Raw genomic sequence first — 17332 nt, forward strand, 5'->3', positions numbered from 1 at the left:
CGCCCATGTAACCAGGCGACAGGGGGAATTTCGGTCAATTCGCCGGCAGGAGTGCCCACACCACCTTGCCGTCGGCCAGCGGGGAACTGCCCCAGCGCTGCGCCATCTCCCGGATCAGCAGCAGCCCCCGACCGCCCTCGGCGGACAGGTCCGGGCCGGCCGCCCGGGCCGCCGTCCGGCTGCCGTCGGCCACGGCCACCCGCAGGTACGGCTGGTGCAGGGTCAACGTGATCCGCATCGGGGTGTGGGCGTGCCGCACCACGTTGCCGACCAGCTCGCTGAGCACCAGCGACGCCGGCTCCACCAGGTGCGGCACGTTCCACCGGGAACACGCGTCACCGACCAGCTCACGGGCCCGCCGGCAGGCCCCCGCCACCGGCTCCAACCGGGCCCGCAGCCGGGGCGTGGCGGTCGCCCCGGCCCACCGGGTCGCCTCCGCGCAGTCCTGCCGCACCGGCACCACCCGGCAGGTGGTGGAGGTGGCCAGCCAGGCGGCGGCGTCCGGCGGGGGAGAGCAGAGCACCATCGGCACCGCCGGCCAGTCGGCGGCCTGCCGGGCGGTGGCGGCGAACACCGACAGCGCCAGCCGGTCGGCGACGGTCACCCCGCCCAGGTCGACCACCAGCGCGTCCGGCAGCGTGGTCAGGCAGCGGTCCAACACGGTGTGCACGGCGCGCATGGTGCCCAGGTCGAGCGCGCCGGCGAGGCGTACGACGGTCACCGGTGACGCGTCGCTGACCTCGCAGGTGATCCGGCTGACCATCGGCCCCTCGATTCCGCTCGTGGTGCTGGGGAGAACCGCCAGGTACCCGGGCCCCGGCGGACCGAAACCGGGCCCATGTTCGGCGACGGTCGGGCCCGGTCGTACCGTCGACGCCCGCCGGCCGTGGGCGGTCGCGGCCGGCTCAGGCGGCCCGCAGGTGCGGCACCCGGGCGGCGGCGCGGACCGTCTCGTAGAGGGCGACGTACCGCTGCGCCATCACCGCCGGGGTGAACCGCTCGGCGGCCTCCCGGCGGCACTCGTCCGGGTCGAGCCGCCGCGCCGCCAGCAGCAGCTCACCCAGTTCGTCCTCGTCGTCGGTGAGCAGCCCGGTACGCCCGTGCTCGACCAGTTCGGGCAGGCAGCCCCGGGCGGTCGCCACCACCGGTGTGCCCAACGCCAGCGACTCCACCACGGCGGTCCCGCCGGGCTCCTCCCAGCGCAGCGGGAACAGCGCCGCCCGTGCTCCGGCCAGCAGGTCGTCGCGCTCGTGGCCGGCCACCGTGCCGACCCAGCGGACCAGGTCGCCGTCGACGTGCGGGGCGACCTGGTCGTGGAAGAACCGCACGTCCGGGTTCTGCCGGGCCTCGCCGCCCGCCGCCGCCAGGTCCGCCGGCCGGTGGTAGGGCCCGACCGGGCCGGCGAGCACCAGCGGCACCCCGGTACGCCGGGCCAGCCGGGCGCCGACGTCCTGCCCCTTGCCCGGGTTGATCCGGCCCAGGATGACCGTGTAGTCGCCCTTCACCGGCGGGGGCGTCCGGTCGGCGTGCACCGCCAGCGGGGTCGCCAGGTGCACGTGCCCGACCGCGTGCTCCCGCAGCGCCCGGGGCGCGCGGGCCAACTGGGCGGCGGAGACGCCGTTGACCCGTACCCGCGCCCCGCCGTCGAGGGTGCCGTACAGCTCGGGGTGCTTGGCCAGGTCCCAGTGCAGGGTGTGCAGCACCGGTGGGGCGGCCGGCCCCATCGCCGCCAGGGTGGCCAGCCCGACCGCCTCCACGTGGTCGTGCACCAGGTCGATGTCGTCGCGGCCGCGCACCTGCCGGACCACCCCGGCCAGGTGCGCCTGGGACACCCCGCACACCTGGTTGTACGGCCGTTGCAGCGCCGCGAACTGCCCGTCGGCGTAGACCGAGAACTTCTCGTCCACCGGCAGGGTGCTCGACCCCACCGACGCCAGCACCACCTTCACCCCGAGCCGGCGCAGCTCCGGCACGAGGGTGGCGACGACGTTCTCGATGCCGCCGTAGCCGGGTGGCGGCACGGACAGCCACGGGCCGGCGTTCATCAGCACGGTGAGGCTCATGATCGGGACTTCCTCTCGGGACGGACGGGGTCCCGGGCGGGTCTCGACCCCGCGCGTCGGGTGGCGCGGCGCACCGTCACGCGGCCACCCGCCGGCGCGGCAGCCGGGGCCGCAGCTCGGCCAGGGGCGGGCGTTCCTGCACCGAGACGTCGGTGACGACGACCTCCCGGTCGAGATTCGGCAGCGCCTCCGAGCCGCCCCGCCGGAACTGGGTCAGCAGGGCGCCCGGGCTGGTGCCCGGGGCGGCCCAGCCGCGCCGCTGCAACCGCGCCCAGGCGGTGTGCATGATCTGCGCGGACATCCGGCCCAGGGCCGCGGTGTCCTGGTGCCGGTGCTTGCGCTCGCCCAGGTCGACCTGGGCCAACGCGTCCAGGCCGACCAGTTCCAGCAGGTCGATCAGCATGGCCGTCTCGACCCCGTAACCGGTGACGAACGGCACCCGCTCCAGCACCTCGCGCCGGCCGGCGTACTCGCCCGCGAGGGGCTGCACGAAACCGGCCAGCTCCGGCCAGAACAGGTTCAGCAGCGGCCGGGCCATCAGCTCCGTCACCCGCCCGCCACCGTCGGTCTCCACGCTGGTCGTGCCGACCAGTGGCCGGTGGTAGAAGCCCTTCACGAACTCCACCGACGGATCGACCAGCAGCGGGCCGATCAGACCGGTCACGAAGTGCGGCCGGAACTCCCGCAGGTCGGCGTCGACGAACGCGACGATGTCGCCCTCGGCGGCGGCCAGGCCGGCCCAGAGCGCGTCGCCCTTGCCGGTCAGCCGGGGCAGGCCCCGGGTCATCTCGTCCTGGCCGACCACCTCCGCGCCGGCGGCCCGGGCCACCTGCGCGGTCCGGTCGGTCGACCGGGAGTCGACCACGATCAGCTCGTCGACCAGGGGGACCCGGTCCATCAGATGTTCCCGGATCGTCGCGACGATCGCCCCGACGGTGGCTTCCTCGTTGCGGGCGGGCAGCACCACGCTGACCCGGTTCTCCCCCTTGGCCCTGATCAGCCGTCGCGTGGGCCAGTCCTGCGCCGACGTCGTCCGGTAGGTGGCCCATGCCTCCACGACAGGGGAGACGATCGGTTCTGTGTCCCGCACTGGCAAACCCCCAGATCCATGGCGGAAAACGCAGACTTGGTTTTCCCATCTCTGCACATTCGTTAACTGGATATTCCCTAACAGCTTGATCACGGCGGCCCCACCGGCCGGTTCCCGGCAGATGAACGCTGTGTTGCGGGGCCCGCCGGGGTTTCGCCCCGCCCCGCCGGGGCAGTGCTGTCCGCGGTGGTGCCGACCGCGTCGAGAGGGCCGAGGGTATGCGTACGTGCCGGGTGGGGCTGGTCGGGCCCGCCGGGGTTTCGCCCCGCCCCGCCGGGGCAGTGCTGTCCGCGGTGGTGCCGACCGCGTCGAGAGGGCCGAGGGTATGCGTACGTGCCGGGTGGGGCTGGTCGGGGCCGGCGGGGTGGCGCAACGCCACGCCCGCGTGCTGGGGAGTTTCGCCGACGTCGAACTGGTCGGGGTCACCGACGTGACCCGCGCCGCCGCCGCCCGGCTGGCCGACACGCACTCGACCCGGGCCTTCGCCGACATCGACGACCTGCTGGCCGCCGGCCCCGACGCGGTATACGTCTGCGTGCCGCCGTTCGCCCACGGGCCGGTGGAGGAGGCCGTCATCGCGGCCGGGGTGCCGATGTTCGTGGAGAAGCCGGTCGCGGTCGACCTGGACACCGCCGAACGGATCGCCGCCCTGGTCGAGCAGCGGCGACTGCGCACCGCCGTCGGGCACCACTGGCGCTACCTGCACGTGGTGACGCGGGCCCGCGAACTGCTCGCCGACCGTCCGGTGCGGATGGTCAACGGGGCCTGGCTGGACCGGGTGCCCCCGGTGGCCTGGTGGGCGGTGCGGGACCGCTCCGGCGGCCCGGTCGTCGAACAGGCCGCCCACGTCCTGGACCTGACCCGGGTGCTGGTCGGCGAGGCCGTCGAGGTGACCGCCTACGGCGACGGCAGCCCACCCCCGGTCGACGACGCCGACATCGACTCGGTGACCGCCGCCACGCTGCGCTTCGCCTCCGGCGCGGTGGGCACCCTCGCCGCCGCCTGCGTGCTCGGCTGGAAGCACCGGGCCGGACTGGAGATCCTCGCCGACGGGCTGGCCCTGTCGCTGGCCGAGGACGGCCTGACCGTCCGGGACGCCGCCGGGGAACGCCACCTCCCGGCCGACCCCGACGCCGCCCGGGTCGCCGTCGACCGGGCCTTCGTCGACGCGGTCACCGGGGTCGGCGACGACATCCGGGTCCCGTACGCGGAGGCGCTGCGCACCCAACGACTGGCGGTCGCGCTCGCGCAGAGCGCCCGGACCGGCCGTAGCGTCAGCCTGCCCACCGGCCCGGCCGCCCGCCCGCCGGCAGCCGACGACCGGCCCGGCACGCCCACCGGGGCGGCCGTCGATGCGTGACACGGTGCTGGTGGTCGAGGGCCCGGGGCGCGTCGCGCTGGTCGAGCAGGAGGCCGGTGAGCTGCGCGAGGGCACCGTCCGGGTGCGGACCCGCTACAGCGGGATCTCCGCCGGCACGGAGCTGAGCTTCGTCAAGGGCACCAACCCCCACCTCACCGGCACCCTCGACCCCGGCCTCGGCCTGTTCCGGCCCGGCGCGGCCGACACCCCGTACCCGGTCACCCGGTTCGGTTACATGCAGGTCGCCGAGGTGGTGGAGAGTCGCACCCCGGCGATCGCCGTCGGCACGCTCGGGGCGATGACGTACGGCCACCGCACCGGGCACGTCGCCGACCCGGTCGCCGAACGGTTCGTGCCGCTGCCCGACGATCTCGACCCGATGCTCGGCGTCTACGTGGCCCACATGGGCCCGATCTGCGCCAACGGGCTGCTGCACGCCGCCGCCGACCTGTACGGCCCCGACGTGCGCACCCTCGGCGACGGGGTGCGCGGGCGACGGGTGGCGGTCGTCGGCGGCGGCGTGGTCGCCCTGCTCACCGCGTTGTTCGCTCGCCGGCACGGCGCCGCCTCGGTGGTGGTGGTCGACCCGACGCCGCAGCGCCGGCAGGTCGCCGGGGCCCTCGGGCTGGAGACCCTGGACCCGCGGGCCGACGACCCGGCGGTGGTGCTCAAGACCCGCTGGCACCACGGCGTCGGCGACCGGGGGGCCGACGTGGTCTTCCAATGCCGGGGTCAGGACCACGCGCTGCACCTGGCGCTGCGCCTGCTGCGCCCCCAGGGCACCGTGATCGACCTGGCCTTCTACCCGGGCGGCGCGGACGCCGTCCGGCTCGGCGAGGAGTTCCACCACAACGGGCTGTCGCTGCGCTGCGCCCAGATCGGCCGGGTGCCGCGCGGTCTCGCCCCCACCTGGGACCGGGAACGCCTCTCCGCCGAGACGATCGACCTGCTGCGCCGCCACGGCGACCTGGTCCGCGAACACCTGATCTCGGCCGTGGTCCCGTTCGCGGACGCCCCGGCGCTCTTCACCGACCTGGCGCAACGCCGCCGCCACGAACTCCAGGTCGTCCTCACCCCCTGACAGCCCCGGCCCGGTGGTCATCGACGGCCGTCAGCCCCCGCCCCGGCCGGCGGGGCGCCCGCAGTCGTCCGCCGGGCGAACCGGCACCCCCGCGCTGACCTGCCCGAACGTGCCGGTAACCGGACACCGGGGCCGCGTCGGACAGACCGGGCAGCCGTTTCCGGCCGGATTCGCGTACCGTTGCCGCTCATGGGTGTGTCGCAACGGTTGAAGAGCAGGTTCCGCCGGTTCCTCCAACGCCCGGGGACGACGGTCGACCTGGCTCCGCTGGAGAAGCTGCTGCCGCGGATCGCCGCGCGCGAGGACGAGCTGTCGGCGCTCGACGACGAGGCGCTGACCGAGGCCGCCGGCGCCGCCACGGAGTACGTGGACATCTGCGCCGTCGGCCGCGAGGCCGCCCGCCGCGGTCTCGACCAGCGGCCGTACGACGTGCAGCTGCTGGGCGCGATGGCGCTGCTGTCCGGCAAGGTCGCCGAGATGGCCACCGGTGAGGGCAAGACGCTCACCGCCACCGTCGCCGCCTACGGGCACGTCCGGCTGGGCAACGGGCCGGTGCACGTGCTCACCGTCAACGACTACCTGGCCCGTCGGGACGCCGAGTGGATGACGCCGGTCTACCGGCTGCTCGGGCTGACCGTGGGCTGGGTCAACGAGGCGTCCACCCCGGCCGAGCGGCGGGCCGCGTACGGCTGCGACGTCACGTACGTCTCGGTCAGCGAGGCCGGCTTCGACTTCCTCCGCGACCAGCTCGTCACCGACCTCGCCGACCGGGTCCAGCCGCCGCTGGCCACCGCCATCGTCGACGAGGCCGACTCGATCCTGATCGACGAGGCCCGGGTGCCGATGGTGCTGGCCGGTTCGGTCACCGGCGAGCAGGACCCGGTGCACGCCGCCGCCGCGCTGGTGCGCGGACTGCGCAAGGGCCGGCACTACACGGTCGCCGAGGACGGGCGCAGCGTCGCCTTCACCACCGAGGGCCTGGCCGCCGTCGAGGCCAAGCTGGGCGACATCGACCTGTACGACACCGAGCACGTCGGCCAGCTCTCCGCGGTGAACGTGGCGCTGCACGCGCACGCCCTGCTGCACCGCGACGTCGACTACATCGTCCGCGACGGCTCGGTGGAGTTGATCGACGAGATGCGCGGCCGGGTCGCCCAGCGCCGCCGCTGGCCCGACGGCCTCCAGGCCGCCGTGGAGGCGAAGGAGGGGCTGGACGCCACCGCCGAGGGGGAGGTGCTGGGCACCATCGCCGTGCAGGCGTACATCGCCCTCTACCCCAAGCTGTGCGGCATGACGGCGACCGCGGTGCTGGTCGGCGACCAGCTCCGCGAGTTCTTCGGCCTGGAGGTGGCGGTGATCCCGCCGAACACCCCCTGCGTCCGCGAGGACGAGCCGGACCGGATCTACGCGACCCGGGCCGAGAAGGAGGAGGCGCTGATCGACGAGATCCGGCGCTGCCACGAGGCGGGCCGCCCGGTGCTGGTCGGCACCCTCGACGTGCGGGAGTCCGAGGGGCTCGCCGCCGGCCTGCACGCCGCCGGGGTGCCGTGCGTGGTGCTCAACGCCAAGAACGACGACGAGGAGGCGGAGATCATCGCCGAGGCCGGCGCGTACGGCGCGGTGACCGTCTCCACCCAGATGGCCGGCCGGGGCGTGGACATCCGGCTCGGCGGCAGCGAGCAGGTCGACCAGGAACGGGTGGCCGAGCTCGGCGGGCTCTACGTGATCGGCAGTGGCCGGCACGACAGCCGCCGGGTCGACGACCAGCTGCGCGGCCGGGCCGGCCGGCAGGGCGACCCGGGCGGCTCGGTCTTCTTCGTCAGCCTGGAGGACGACCTGGTCGTGCGGCACGCGGGCGACGCCGTCCCGGCCTCGCCCCGGATGAACGCCGACGGCCTCGTCACCGACGAGCAGGTCGACTACGCGGTGGAGCACGCCCAGCGGGTCGCCGAGGGCGTCAACCACGAGATCCACCGCAACACCTGGCGCTACAGCGTGGTCATCGAGCAGCAGCGGATCGCCCTGGCCGAGCGCCGGGAGCGGCTGCTCACCTCGGACGTGGCCGCGCTGATGCTGCTCGACCGGATGCCGGAGAAGGCCGGCGAGATGGACGAGGACCTGCTGGCCCGGGTGGCCCGCTCCATCGCGCTCTACCACACCGACCGGCTCTGGGCGGAGCATCTGGCCGAGTTGTCCGAGGTGCGCGAGGGCGTGCACCTGCGGGCGCTGGGCCGGCTCGACCCGCTCGACGAGTTCCACCGGGCGGCGGTGCCGGCGTTCACCAACCTCATCCCCGAGATCGAGACGCGGACCCTGGCGACCTTCGAGGAGACCGAGTTCGCCGAGGACTGGGAGCCGGACGCCGCCAAGCTGGTGCGGCCCAGCGCCACCTGGACGTACCTGGTGCACGACAACCCGTTCGGCTCGGAACTGGACCGGCTGATCGCCTCCGTCGGCCGTCGGCTCGCCGCCGCCCGCTGAGCGGCCCGGGAACCCCTCCGACGCGGGATGCGCCGGAGGGGTTCCTTTACGCGGTTTCGATCCTGTTTTGCGAGGGTAGTAGCCCGGGGCCCACGACTCGGGAGAGAGATCATCACGATGACACAGGCAATGACGCCGGTGCCGGGCGGCAGGTGTACGACGGGGCGCGCGGACCGGTGAACCTGGACATGCGGGAGCTGACCATCGACACGCTCGGGGTACTGGAGACGGCCGCCCTGCTGCGCGAGCTGACCGCCGGACTGATCGCGGTCGACGACTTCGACGAGGCGCTGACCGAGCTGGTCCGGATCGCCGCGGACGCCGTGCCCGGCGTGCTCTGGTGCGGTTTCACCGCGCTGCGCGCCGGTGAGCCCGCCGGGGTGGCCGCGTCGGACCCCCGGCTGGCCGAGCTGGACGACCTGGGGCACGGCGCGGAGTCACCCGCGATGAACGCCATCCGCCGCCGCGAGATGATCATCGCGGCGGACCTGACCGTCGAGGACCGGTGGCCGGCCTGGACCGACCGCGCCCGCCGGCTCGGCGTGCGCGGGGTGATCTCCGCTCCGGTGGACGTCGACGAGCGGGCGATCGGCTCGATCAACCTGTACGCCGGCCGGCCCGGCACGCTGGGCACGAGGCACCAGCTCACCGCGATGCTGCTCGCCGAGCACGCGGGGCTGCTGCTGGCCGCCGTCCGGGACCGGGCCCGGCGGGCCGAGCGGGACAGCGAACGCGACGGGGCGCTGCTCGGGGAGAACGTCGTCGGCCAGGCCGTCGGGGTGATCATGACCCAGCGGGGCTGCCCGGCGCCGGAGGCTCTCGACGTGCTGCGCAGCGCCGCGTCCTCGCTGGACATCCCGCTGCGGGAGGTGGCCGAACGGCTGGTCACCACCGTCTCCCGCCCCCGCGAGTCCTGACCCGCCGCGAGCGGCCCGACACGGACCGTCCACCGGGGCGGTCCGGGCGGCCGGCGGTGTCGTTTCTCTCCGGACCCGCGAATCCCGGCCCGACCGTTTCGTCGAAGCGGCCCCCGGGTAGCACCCTGGACCGGTGAGCTGAGCCGATCCCGGGGAGGAAACGATGGAGAGCCGCCTGAGGGTGCAGGGGCATCCCATCCAACCGATGCTGGTGACGTTCCCGTTCGGGCTCTTCGTCAGTGCCACCGTCTTCGACCTCGCCGACGTGGCGGGCGGCCCGGCGTTCCTCGGCGAGGTCGGCTACTGGACGGCGATCGCCGCGCTGGTGGCCGCCGGGCTCGCCGCGGTGGCCGGCATGATCGACCTGTGGGACGTACGGCCGGGGCCGCACCGTCGCACCATGGTCACCTTCAACATGGTCAATGCGGGCATGGCCGCGCTCTTCCTGCTGTCCTGCCTGGTCCGGGCGGATGCCCCGCAGCGTGGGGCGACCGGGGTGCTGCTGGCGACCGAGCTGGTCGCGCTGCTCGTCGGTGCGGTCGGCGTCGGGTTGGGTGCCCGGCTGATGCGCCAGTTCGAGTCCGGCCGCCGCGAGCCCACCGGGTTCGACAGCCTGGACGGGGTCCCGGCCGGCTCCACCGTGGAGATCCTCCGCCCCGCCCCCTGACCCGTCGCGCCGCCCGGCCGGGGTCGTGCGGGTCGTGCCGCCCGGGGTAAATCGGGTTGCCGGCCGTACGGCCTCTGCCGCAGGGTGGGCGGATGGTCGAGCCGAGCTGTGCGGAGTTGATCGCCGAGGCCGCCGCCGCCCCCGTCGACGGCTGGGGCTTCGGCTGGCTGGACGGGCGGGCCACCGAGGAGCGTCCACCGTGGGGCTACGCCCGCCAGGTGGCCGCGCGGATGGCGACGGTCACGGCCGCGCTGGACATCGACACCGGCGGGGGCGAGGTGCTCGCCGAGCTGCCCCAACCGCCGCCGCTGCTGGTCGCCACCGAGGCGTGGCCACCCAACGTCGTGGTCGCCCGGCGGACGTTGCGACGGGTCGACGCCCGGGTGGTGCAGGTCGCTCCCGTGTCCCGGCTGCCGTTCCGGGCGGCCGCCTTCGACCTGGTGACCAGCCGGCACCCGGTGGACACCCCGTGGGTGGAGATCGCCCGGGTGCTGCGTCCCGGCGGGCGCTACCTGTCCCAGCAGATCGGCGCCGGCACCATGCGGGAGCTGAGCGAGGCGGTGCTGGGCCCGTTGCCGCCGCCGGCCACCCGGCACACCGCCCAGGCGGTGGCCGCCGCCCGGGCCGCCGGCCTGCACGTGGTACGGCTGGAGCGGGCCACCCTGCGGGCGGTGTTCCACGACATCGGCGCGGTGGTCTGGTTCCTGCGCAAGGTGGTGTGGACCGTGCCGGACTTCGACGTCGACCGGTACCGCCCGCGGCTCGAACGGCTGCACGCGCAGATCCGTGCTGAGGGCGCTTTCGTGGCCCACTCCCGACGCTTCCTGATCGAGGCCGTCAAGCCGGCCATCGGCGGCCCCGCGGGTGGGGCGGTCAGCGGGTGGTGAGCAGGGTGAGCATCTCCGGCAGGTCGAAGAAGCGGGCCGTCTCCACCGCCGAGGGGGTCCCGTGGTCCGGGTCGGCCCCGGCGTCGAGCAGGGCGCGTACCGCCTCGGGGTTGCGCCGGAACACCGCCGCGGCGAGTGCGGTCTGCCCGCGGTCGTTGACCCGCGTGTGGTCGGCGCCCCGGGCCAGCAGCGCCGCGACGGTCTCCGGACGGGCGTGGTAGGCGGCCAGGATCAGTAGCGTGTCGCCCTTGTCGTTGGTCATGTTCACCGGCAGCCCGGCGTCGACGTGGCCACCGAGTTCCGTGGCCTCACCCGTGCGGGCCAGGTCGAACATCCGGTGGGCGAAGGCGAGCGTCTCGGCGTCGAACTCCTCGGTCATCCGCTCAGCCTAGAGTCCCGTGCCCGGGTGGCCGCCGGGGACGGGAGCGTGCCCGCCTCCCGCGTCCCAACATTCGGTATTACCTACTAAACCTATAGGCTTTACAGTCTAGAGTGTCGGGGGACGCACCACACGGGAGAAGCCATGACCAGCATCCACGCCACCGACCTGCTCGCCGTCGCCGGCCGGTACGCCGACCCGACCACCTGGTCGGTGCCGCTGCGTTTCGACCGCACCGAGCGGTGGTACACCCGGCTCGCCTCGGCCGACGACCATGAGGTCTGGGCGTTGAGTTGGCTACCCGGCCAGGGCACCGACCTGCACGACCACGGGGGCTCCTCGGGGGCCTTCCTGGTCGTCGCCGGCGAGTTGACCGAACAGACGGTCTCCGGTGGGCGGCTGCGCCCGCACCGCCTCGCCGCCGGGTCCGGTCGCCGGTTCGGCCCCCGACACGTGCACGTGGTGACCAACCGCGGCGACCAGCCGGCGGTCAGCGTGCACGTCTACCTGCCCGCGCTGCGTCACATGACCCGGTACCACCTCGTCGACGGGCGACTCCGGGTCGCCGAGGTCGCCCGGGCCGGCGTCTCCTGGTGACGCCGCCCGCCCCCGTTTCCCCCACCCGCCGGCTCGCCCATGGAAGGACCGCGACGATGCCGCAACACGCCACCCTCACCGAGAGCTGTCCGGCCCCACCACCGGGTTCGCGCGGCATCGACGAGATCCTCGCCGAGGCCCGCACCCGACTGCGCCGGCTCGACCCCGAGCAGGCCCACCTGGCCTGCCGGGGCGGGGCGATCATGGTCGACATCCGGCCGGCGGCCCAGCGGGCCGCCCACGGCACCGTGCCGGGCGCGCTGGTGATCGAGCGCAACGTCCTGGAGTGGCGGCTCGACCCGCGGTGCCCGGCCCGGCTGCCCGAGGCGGTCGACTACGACCTGCCGGTGCTGGTGATCTGCCAGGAGGGCTACACCTCGTCGCTGGCCGCCGCCGCGTTGCAGGACATCGGCCTGCACCGGGCCACCGACGTGGTGGGCGGCTTCGTCGCCTGGCGGATCGCCGGACTGCCGACCCTGGGCCCGACGCCGTCGCACCATACCCCGTCCTTCGCGCCGCCGGTGACCGCCGGCCGGACGCCGCACTGACCGTCGCGCCCCACCGGGCGTGGCGGACGCACCGCCACACAGGAGGCTCCCATGTCCCTCGTCGCCCTCACCGCGCGTCCGCACCCGCCGGGCCGTCCCGACCGGGTGGTGCCGGGCCGGCCCCGCTCCACGCCCTCGCTGACCATCACCCTCGACCTGACCGCCGGGCCGCTGACGCCCCGGCTGGCCCGCCTGGTCGACCTGCTCGGCGAACTGGCCGAGGCGGGGGAGGGGGTGGTCCGGCTGAGCGAGTCGACCGCGCCGCGCCTGCTGTCGTCGCTGTCGGCCCCGCGCCCGAGGCCGGTGGTCGGGGAGCCCGTGCCGACCGACGACCACCCGGAGACCCTGCGGATCTTCGCCGGCACCCGGGTGGTGCGTCAGGGCGACCGGGAGATCCCGCTCACCCGCATCGAGTTCGACCTGCTGCTGTTCCTGGCCGAGCACCCGCACCGGGTCTTCACCCGGCTGCAACTGCTCGCCAACGTCTGGGGGTACGAACACGCCGTCGCCCGCACCGTGGACGTGCACATCCGGCGGTTGCGCGCCAAGCTCGGCGTGGACACCCCCCTGGTGACCACCGTGTACGGGGTGGGTTACCGGCTCGCCGACGAGGCGAGGGTACGGGTCGACCGGTTCCGCTGACCTTTCGACCATTCCGCGACGCACCCGGCCCGCCCCGAGCCGGGTGCGTCGCGGCGTGCCCGCCGTGATCCGACCGGCGGGCACCCCCGTACCCGGGCACTTCGACGCTTCTGCTGTAATCATCTGGCTCGTACGCAGAGCGAGGGATCGGCTGCGAACTGTTCGTCAATTGTCACATTCATGCAACGCGGTCGCCCCTTGACCCTCGTCCAGGGGCCGGGAAGCATCGATGCAGCGGCGTCCCGGGCCGTGGGGAGATACCCGGACCAGCCCAAGGAGGACCATGTCGGTCAGCCCCGCATCGTCGCGCGCCGGATGGCATACGTCCCAGCCCTCGGTTCCCGGTCGGCCTCCCGGCGGTCAGCGACGTCCGGCCACCGCCGCCACCCCCGTGCTCACCGTGACCCTGTCGATTCCGCTGGCCAGCGAGGAGTCGCTCACCGCGCCGGCCCGCCGGTTGCTGGAGGCGGCCCGGGAGATGCTGGAACGCGGCGAGGGCACCATCGCCACCACCGGGGTGCCCGCCGAACGGCGACCCGACCAGGTCCCGGCCGGCCGGTCCGCGGGGCGGTCCCTCGCCGCCACCATCCCGATGCTGCACATCCTGGCCTCCTCCCGGTCGGTGCTGCGCGACGGCGAGCCGCTACCGCTGACCCGGCTGGAGTTCGACCTGCTGCTGCACCTGGTGGCCCACCCCCGCCGGGTGTTCACCCGGCTGCAACTTCTCAACGCCGTCTGGGGCTACGAGCACGCCGGGGTGCGCACGGTGGACGTGCACGTGCGTCGGCTGCGCGGCAAGGTCGGCGTCGACGTCCCGCTGGTCACCACGGTCTACGGGGTGGGCTACCGGCTCGCCGACGACGCCCGGGTCACCGTCGACCGCACCGGCTGAACCGTTCCGCCCGGACCGCCGTCACCGCCCGCCGGCGGGCAGCCCCCACCGAAGCGCTTGCGCCGTGCCGTGCCGCCGGCCACGGCCGGGATCGCCCGGTTCCGGGTCACCGCCGGGGCAGAATTTTGTCGCCCCGAGTCCCGTCGACCGGACCGGCGGCCGGCTCGGCGGCGGCCCGCCGCGGTGACCCGACCGGTGCGCCGGGCCCCGTCGCCCGGTGCGCGGGCCGCCGGGCCGGCCGCCGGCCCACGGGGCACCATGGTCGGATGCGCGTCCGTCCGATCTCACCCGACCGGCTCGTCGCCGAGCTGACCGAACGGCTCCTCACCGTCGCGTCCGGGCCGACCGGCGACGGTGCCACGCCGCCGGCCCACCTCCGGGTCGCCGTCGACGGTCCGCCCGCAGCCGCCCCGGACCGGCTCGCCGACGCGCTCGTCGACCCGCTGCGTGCCGGGGGCCGCCCGGCGCTGCACCTGCGCGCCGGGGACTTCCTGCGGCCCGCCTCCGTCCGCTTCGAGTTCGGCCGGACCAACCCCGACGCCTACTACGACGGCTGGATCGACGAGGCCGGCCTGCGCCGGGAGGTGCTCGACCCGGCCGGCCCCGGCGGCACCGGGCGGGTGCTGCCCTCACTCTGGGACGCCCGGACCGACCGGGCCAGCCGGGCCGCCTACCGGGAGTTGTCGCCCGGCACGGTGCTGCTGGTCAGCGGGGCGCTCCTGCTCGGCGGGGGACTGCCCTTCGACCTCGCCGTGCACCTGGTGCTCTCGCCGGCCGCGCTGGCCCGGCGTACCGACCCGGCGCAGCGGTGGACCCTGCCCGCCTTCGCCCGGTACGCCGACGAGGTCGCCCCGCAGTCCTTCGCCGACGTGGTCCTGCGCGTCGACGACCCCCGGCACCCGGCCTGGGTGCAGCGCACCGACGGGGTCGGCTGAATCCCCGCCGTGGCGGGGCCCCACCGGTCCGGCGGGACGCCCGGTGCGCCCGCCACGACGGTGGCGAAACCGGTGGTTTGGCGGGACGGGGCGGTGGGTAATCGCCGCACTCACACGGCACGGGATGATCTCACCGTGCCCGCCGAGCCCGGAGCGCCCTCGGGTCGCGCCGGTCCCAGGAAAGGCAGGCAGCGATGCTCGTCCACGACACCGTCGGTACCGCCCGCACCACGGCGGAGGCCGACCAGATCCGGGCCTCCCTGCGGGCCCGCTACGACGAGCTGTCCGCGGAGTACGAGCAGGCCGTCGCGCAGAGCCAGGTGCTGCGGCTGGTGGAGGTCGGTGACACCGCCGGCGACGACCAGGCCGACAGCGGCACCAAGACCGCCGAGCGGGACACCGCCCAGTCCCTGCTCCGTACCATCCTCGACCGGCGGGCCCAGTTCGAGCACGCCCTGACCCGGCTGGACGAGGGCACCTACGGCTTCTGCGAGGGCTGCACCGCGCCCATCCCGGTGGAGCGGCTGGAGATCTTCCCGTCCGCCACCTCCTGCGTCGGCTGCAAGCAGACCCGGGAGCGGCGCGCCGCCTGAGCCGGCGGCCGACCGGCACCGCCGGACACCGGCTGCCGGCCCACCCCACCCACGCTGATCAGCTCCGGGGAGCCGATGAAGCGGCATCCCCACGGGTGCCGCCACATCGGCCCCGACCGCCGGTCACCCGACGGCGCGCCTCACCCCGGCCGGGTGAGGGCGGCTCACCCGGCCGGCGGGCAGCATCGACGGTGCCGGCCGCACCCTGCGGCCGGGAAGACCGCGCACGGGTACGGAGGTGACCGAGATGACGGTACGGGTGGTGGCGGATCCCCGACGTGGTGCGGTGCTGCACGTCGTCGGCACGGGTGGCGACACCCGCCGACCGGAGCGGCCCGCACGGTTCGGCAGCCCGGCCCGGCAGGGGCGGGGCCCGTCGGGGCCACCCCGACGCGCCGACGACCGGCGTTGGGGCGGCGAGCCGAAGGACGGGGGGTGACCCGATGGCCGAGCAGCTGATGTCGGCGTTCGAGTCCTCGGTGGACAAGACCAACCTGATCCTCAAGGACATCGAGGACGCCTACGGGTGGCCCCGGGCGCAACGCAACCAGTCGTACGCGGCGCTGCGCACCGTGCTGCACCTGCTGCGTGACCGGATGACCGTGCAGGAGTGCGCGGAGTTCTCCGCCCAGCTCCCGGTGCTGGTCCGGGGCATCTACTTCGACGGGTGGCAGCCGGAGGACGTGCCGGTGAAACTCAACCGGGACGACTTCCTCTACGAGGTCCGGCAGGGCTTCCCCTACGACGTCGAGGGCGGCCCCGAGCGGGTGGCCCGGGTGGTGCTGGACGCCCTGCGCCGGCACGTCACCCAGGGCGAGTGGCAGGACGTGAAGGCCGGCATGCCCCGCGACCTGCAACGGTTGATTCCCTGACCCCGACCGGCCCTGGACCGGCGAGCCCGCACGGTCCGGGGCCGGCGATCGGTCCCGCGCGTCGGACAGGCCGTCTACGGTGTGGTTAGAGAAGATCGTGTGGGGGGTACCACCCGCGTACGACAGACCCCGCCCTGCGGCGGGGCGGCACACCCGAGGGAGCACCCATGGCACTGAACGATGACGACATGCAGACCACCAGCGGCGGCGGCCTGGAGGGTCCGGCCGACGGTGGCGCGACCCCGGGTCAGCACGACGGTGGTGCGGACGGCAGCGCGGAGGGTCCGGCCGACGGTGGCGCGACGCCCGGTCAGCACGACGGTGGCGCCGACGGCAGCGCCCGCTGACCGACACCCATGACGACCATCGACCCGCCGGGCGGCCACGGCCGCCCGGCGGTCCCGTCGGCCGCGACGCGGGCGCTGGAGCGTTGCGTCAGCGTCGAACCGGCCAAGTTCGCCGCCGCCCACTGGGGCCGCGCGCCACTGTTGTCGCGGGCCGCCGAGCTGCCCAACCCCGACGGGTTCACCGATCTGCTCAGCCCGGCCGACGCCGACGAGCTGCTCAGCCGGCGGGGTCTGCGTACCCCGTTCCTGCGGGTGGCCCGCGACGGCCAGCTGGTGCCGGCGGCCCGGTTCACCGGCGGCGGCGGCGCGGGCGCGGAGATCGGCGACCAGGTTCTCGACGACCGTGTCCTGGAGCTGTACGCCGGGGGCGCGACCCTGGTGTTGCAGGGGCTGCACCGGCTCTGGCCCGCCCTGATCGACTTCGCCCGTGACCTGGGCACCGCCCTGACACAGCCGTTGCAGGTCAACGCCTACCTCACCCCGCCGGGCAACCAGGGTTTCGCCACCCACTACGACACCCACGACGTGTTCGTGCTCCAGGTCGACGGCCGCAAGCACTGGCGCATCCACCCGCCGGTGCTCACCGACCCGCTGGAGAGGCAGCCCTGGGGCGGCCGGGCCGACGAGGTGTCCGCCACCGCCGACGGGCCGGCGGCGCTGGACGTGGTCCTCGAACCGGGCGACGCGCTCTACCTGCCGCGCGGCTGGCTGCACAGCGCCCAGGCGCAGGAGACCAGCTCGCTGCACCTGACCGTCGGCATCCGCGCGTTGACCCGGTACGCCCTGGTGGAGGAGTTGTTGGCGCTGGCCGCCGAGGACCCCCGGCTGCGGGCCGGGCTGCCGTTCGGCACCGACGTCGCCGACCCGGACGCCATCGAACCGGAGCTGACCGAGACGGTGGAGGCGCTGCGCGACTGGCTGCTGCGGGCCGACCCGGCCGCGGTGGCCGCCCGGCTGCGTGGCCGGGCCTGGCCGGCCGCC

Annotated in this window: 20 protein-coding genes; 16 read left to right on the forward strand and 4 right to left on the reverse strand. The window is 74.8% G+C overall.

Features of this window, described 5'->3' with window-relative positions; all coding sequences use genetic code 11:
• Positions 1-34 precede the first annotated feature (34 nt).
• From H1A17_RS22560 to H1A17_RS22570, 3 genes are all read right to left on the reverse strand, one after another.
• On the reverse strand, positions 35-763 hold the full coding sequence (locus H1A17_RS22560; RefSeq protein WP_145920339.1) for an ATP-binding protein: 729 nt from the start codon (positions 761-763) through the stop codon (positions 35-37).
• Positions 764-905: 142 nt separating this feature from the next.
• Positions 906-2063 carry a glycosyltransferase gene (locus tag H1A17_RS22565; RefSeq protein WP_145920338.1) on the reverse strand — a complete coding sequence of 386 codons (1158 nt, stop codon included), beginning with the start codon at positions 2061-2063 and terminating at the stop codon, positions 906-908.
• 76 nt (positions 2064-2139) lie between these two features.
• A complete protein-coding gene (locus tag H1A17_RS22570; RefSeq protein ID WP_240763023.1) occupies positions 2140-3120 on the reverse strand; it encodes a glucosyl-3-phosphoglycerate synthase in 981 nt (326 codons plus the stop codon).
• A 358-nt stretch (positions 3121-3478) separates the two neighbouring features.
• On the opposite strand from H1A17_RS22570, the gene H1A17_RS22575 reads away from it, so the two are divergent.
• From H1A17_RS22575 to H1A17_RS22600, 6 genes are all read left to right on the forward strand, one after another.
• Entirely contained in the window at positions 3479-4513 is a 1035-nt protein-coding gene (locus H1A17_RS22575; RefSeq protein ID WP_194822836.1) for a Gfo/Idh/MocA family protein, read from the forward strand.
• A complete protein-coding gene (locus H1A17_RS22580) occupies positions 4506-5594 on the forward strand; it encodes a zinc-binding dehydrogenase (RefSeq protein WP_194822837.1) in 1089 nt (362 codons plus the stop codon). Before H1A17_RS22575 ends, H1A17_RS22580 begins: the two co-directional genes overlap by 8 nt.
• Before the next feature lie 189 nt (positions 5595-5783).
• On the forward strand, positions 5784-8075 hold the full coding sequence (secA2, locus tag H1A17_RS22585) for an accessory Sec system translocase SecA2 (RefSeq protein ID WP_145920334.1): 2292 nt from the start codon (positions 5784-5786) through the stop codon (positions 8073-8075).
• Positions 8076-8251: 176 nt separating this feature from the next.
• Positions 8252-8992, forward strand: a complete 741-nt coding sequence (locus tag H1A17_RS22590; protein WP_145920333.1) for a GAF and ANTAR domain-containing protein — start codon at positions 8252-8254, stop codon at positions 8990-8992.
• Positions 8993-9155: 163 nt separating this feature from the next.
• The gene (locus tag H1A17_RS22595) at positions 9156-9659 is read left to right on the forward strand and encodes a DUF2231 domain-containing protein (protein ID WP_145920332.1); all 504 of its coding nucleotides are present in this window, start codon (positions 9156-9158) and stop codon (positions 9657-9659) included.
• 92 nt (positions 9660-9751) lie between these two features.
• Positions 9752-10546: a class I SAM-dependent methyltransferase gene (locus H1A17_RS22600; protein ID WP_145920331.1), complete on the forward strand. Its 795-nt coding sequence runs from the start codon at positions 9752-9754 to the stop codon at positions 10544-10546.
• Here H1A17_RS22600 and H1A17_RS22605 read toward each other — a convergent pair.
• Positions 10533-10925: an ankyrin repeat domain-containing protein gene (locus tag H1A17_RS22605; protein WP_145920330.1), complete on the reverse strand. Its 393-nt coding sequence runs from the start codon at positions 10923-10925 to the stop codon at positions 10533-10535. The genes H1A17_RS22600 and H1A17_RS22605 overlap by 14 nt on opposite strands.
• Positions 10926-11069: 144 nt before the next feature.
• Here H1A17_RS22605 and H1A17_RS22610 point away from each other — a divergent pair, with 144 nt between their 5' ends.
• From H1A17_RS22610 to H1A17_RS22655, 10 genes are all read left to right on the forward strand, one after another.
• A complete protein-coding gene (locus H1A17_RS22610; RefSeq protein ID WP_145920329.1) occupies positions 11070-11522 on the forward strand; it encodes a cysteine dioxygenase family protein in 453 nt (150 codons plus the stop codon).
• 56 nt (positions 11523-11578) lie between these two features.
• Positions 11579-12070, forward strand: a complete 492-nt coding sequence (locus tag H1A17_RS22615) for a rhodanese-like domain-containing protein (RefSeq protein WP_145920328.1) — start codon at positions 11579-11581, stop codon at positions 12068-12070.
• 51 nt (positions 12071-12121) lie between these two features.
• A complete protein-coding gene (locus H1A17_RS22620; protein ID WP_145920327.1) occupies positions 12122-12712 on the forward strand; it encodes a winged helix-turn-helix domain-containing protein in 591 nt (196 codons plus the stop codon).
• Between the two features lie 283 nt (positions 12713-12995).
• Positions 12996-13604 (forward strand): winged helix-turn-helix domain-containing protein, encoded by a 609-nt coding sequence (locus tag H1A17_RS22625; RefSeq protein WP_145920326.1) that lies wholly within the window; start codon positions 12996-12998, stop codon positions 13602-13604.
• Positions 13605-13870: 266 nt separating this feature from the next.
• Positions 13871-14539, forward strand: coding sequence for a uridine kinase (locus tag H1A17_RS22630; protein ID WP_145920325.1), 669 nt, complete (start codon positions 13871-13873; stop codon positions 14537-14539).
• 194 nt (positions 14540-14733) lie between these two features.
• A complete protein-coding gene (locus tag H1A17_RS22635; RefSeq protein WP_088647439.1) occupies positions 14734-15132 on the forward strand; it encodes a TraR/DksA C4-type zinc finger protein in 399 nt (132 codons plus the stop codon).
• A gap of 247 nt (positions 15133-15379) precedes the next feature.
• Entirely contained in the window at positions 15380-15571 is a 192-nt protein-coding gene (locus tag H1A17_RS22640; protein WP_145920324.1) for a hypothetical protein, read from the forward strand.
• 4 nt (positions 15572-15575) lie between these two features.
• Complete coding sequence (locus H1A17_RS22645; protein WP_145920323.1) at positions 15576-16004, forward strand: DUF2267 domain-containing protein; 429 nt, start codon at positions 15576-15578, stop codon at positions 16002-16004.
• A 167-nt stretch (positions 16005-16171) separates the two neighbouring features.
• Entirely contained in the window at positions 16172-16351 is a 180-nt protein-coding gene (locus tag H1A17_RS22650; protein ID WP_194822838.1) for a hypothetical protein, read from the forward strand.
• A 9-nt stretch (positions 16352-16360) separates the two neighbouring features.
• Positions 16361-17332, forward strand: a 972-nt coding sequence (locus H1A17_RS22655; RefSeq protein WP_194822839.1) for a cupin domain-containing protein, incomplete at its 3' end; no start/stop codon positions are given.

The sequence above is a fragment of the Micromonospora sp. S-DT3-3-22 genome, assembly GCF_015354745.1.
Taxonomy (GTDB): domain Bacteria; phylum Actinomycetota; class Actinomycetes; order Mycobacteriales; family Micromonosporaceae; genus Micromonospora; species Micromonospora wenchangensis.

Coding starts and splice junctions, on each gene's coding strand:
- H1A17_RS22560 (WP_145920339.1), bottom strand. CDS start 763: ATGGTCAGCCGGATCACCTGCGAGGTCAGCGACGCGTCACCGGTGACC.
- H1A17_RS22565 (WP_145920338.1), bottom strand. CDS start 2,063: ATGAGCCTCACCGTGCTGATGAACGCCGGCCCGTGGCTGTCCGTGCCG.
- H1A17_RS22575 (WP_194822836.1), top strand. CDS start 3,479: ATGCGTACGTGCCGGGTGGGGCTGGTCGGGGCCGGCGGGGTGGCGCAA.
- H1A17_RS22580 (WP_194822837.1), top strand. CDS start 4,506: ATGCGTGACACGGTGCTGGTGGTCGAGGGCCCGGGGCGCGTCGCGCTG.
- secA2 (WP_145920334.1), top strand. CDS start 5,784: ATGGGTGTGTCGCAACGGTTGAAGAGCAGGTTCCGCCGGTTCCTCCAA.
- H1A17_RS22595 (WP_145920332.1), top strand. CDS start 9,156: ATGGAGAGCCGCCTGAGGGTGCAGGGGCATCCCATCCAACCGATGCTG.
- H1A17_RS22600 (WP_145920331.1), top strand. CDS start 9,752: ATGGTCGAGCCGAGCTGTGCGGAGTTGATCGCCGAGGCCGCCGCCGCC.
- H1A17_RS22605 (WP_145920330.1), bottom strand. CDS start 10,925: ATGACCGAGGAGTTCGACGCCGAGACGCTCGCCTTCGCCCACCGGATG.
- H1A17_RS22610 (WP_145920329.1), top strand. CDS start 11,070: ATGACCAGCATCCACGCCACCGACCTGCTCGCCGTCGCCGGCCGGTAC.
- H1A17_RS22615 (WP_145920328.1), top strand. CDS start 11,579: ATGCCGCAACACGCCACCCTCACCGAGAGCTGTCCGGCCCCACCACCG.
- H1A17_RS22620 (WP_145920327.1), top strand. CDS start 12,122: ATGTCCCTCGTCGCCCTCACCGCGCGTCCGCACCCGCCGGGCCGTCCC.
- H1A17_RS22625 (WP_145920326.1), top strand. CDS start 12,996: ATGTCGGTCAGCCCCGCATCGTCGCGCGCCGGATGGCATACGTCCCAG.
- H1A17_RS22630 (WP_145920325.1), top strand. CDS start 13,871: ATGCGCGTCCGTCCGATCTCACCCGACCGGCTCGTCGCCGAGCTGACC.
- H1A17_RS22635 (WP_088647439.1), top strand. CDS start 14,734: ATGCTCGTCCACGACACCGTCGGTACCGCCCGCACCACGGCGGAGGCC.
- H1A17_RS22640 (WP_145920324.1), top strand. CDS start 15,380: ATGACGGTACGGGTGGTGGCGGATCCCCGACGTGGTGCGGTGCTGCAC.
- H1A17_RS22645 (WP_145920323.1), top strand. CDS start 15,576: ATGGCCGAGCAGCTGATGTCGGCGTTCGAGTCCTCGGTGGACAAGACC.
- H1A17_RS22650 (WP_194822838.1), top strand. CDS start 16,172: ATGGCACTGAACGATGACGACATGCAGACCACCAGCGGCGGCGGCCTG.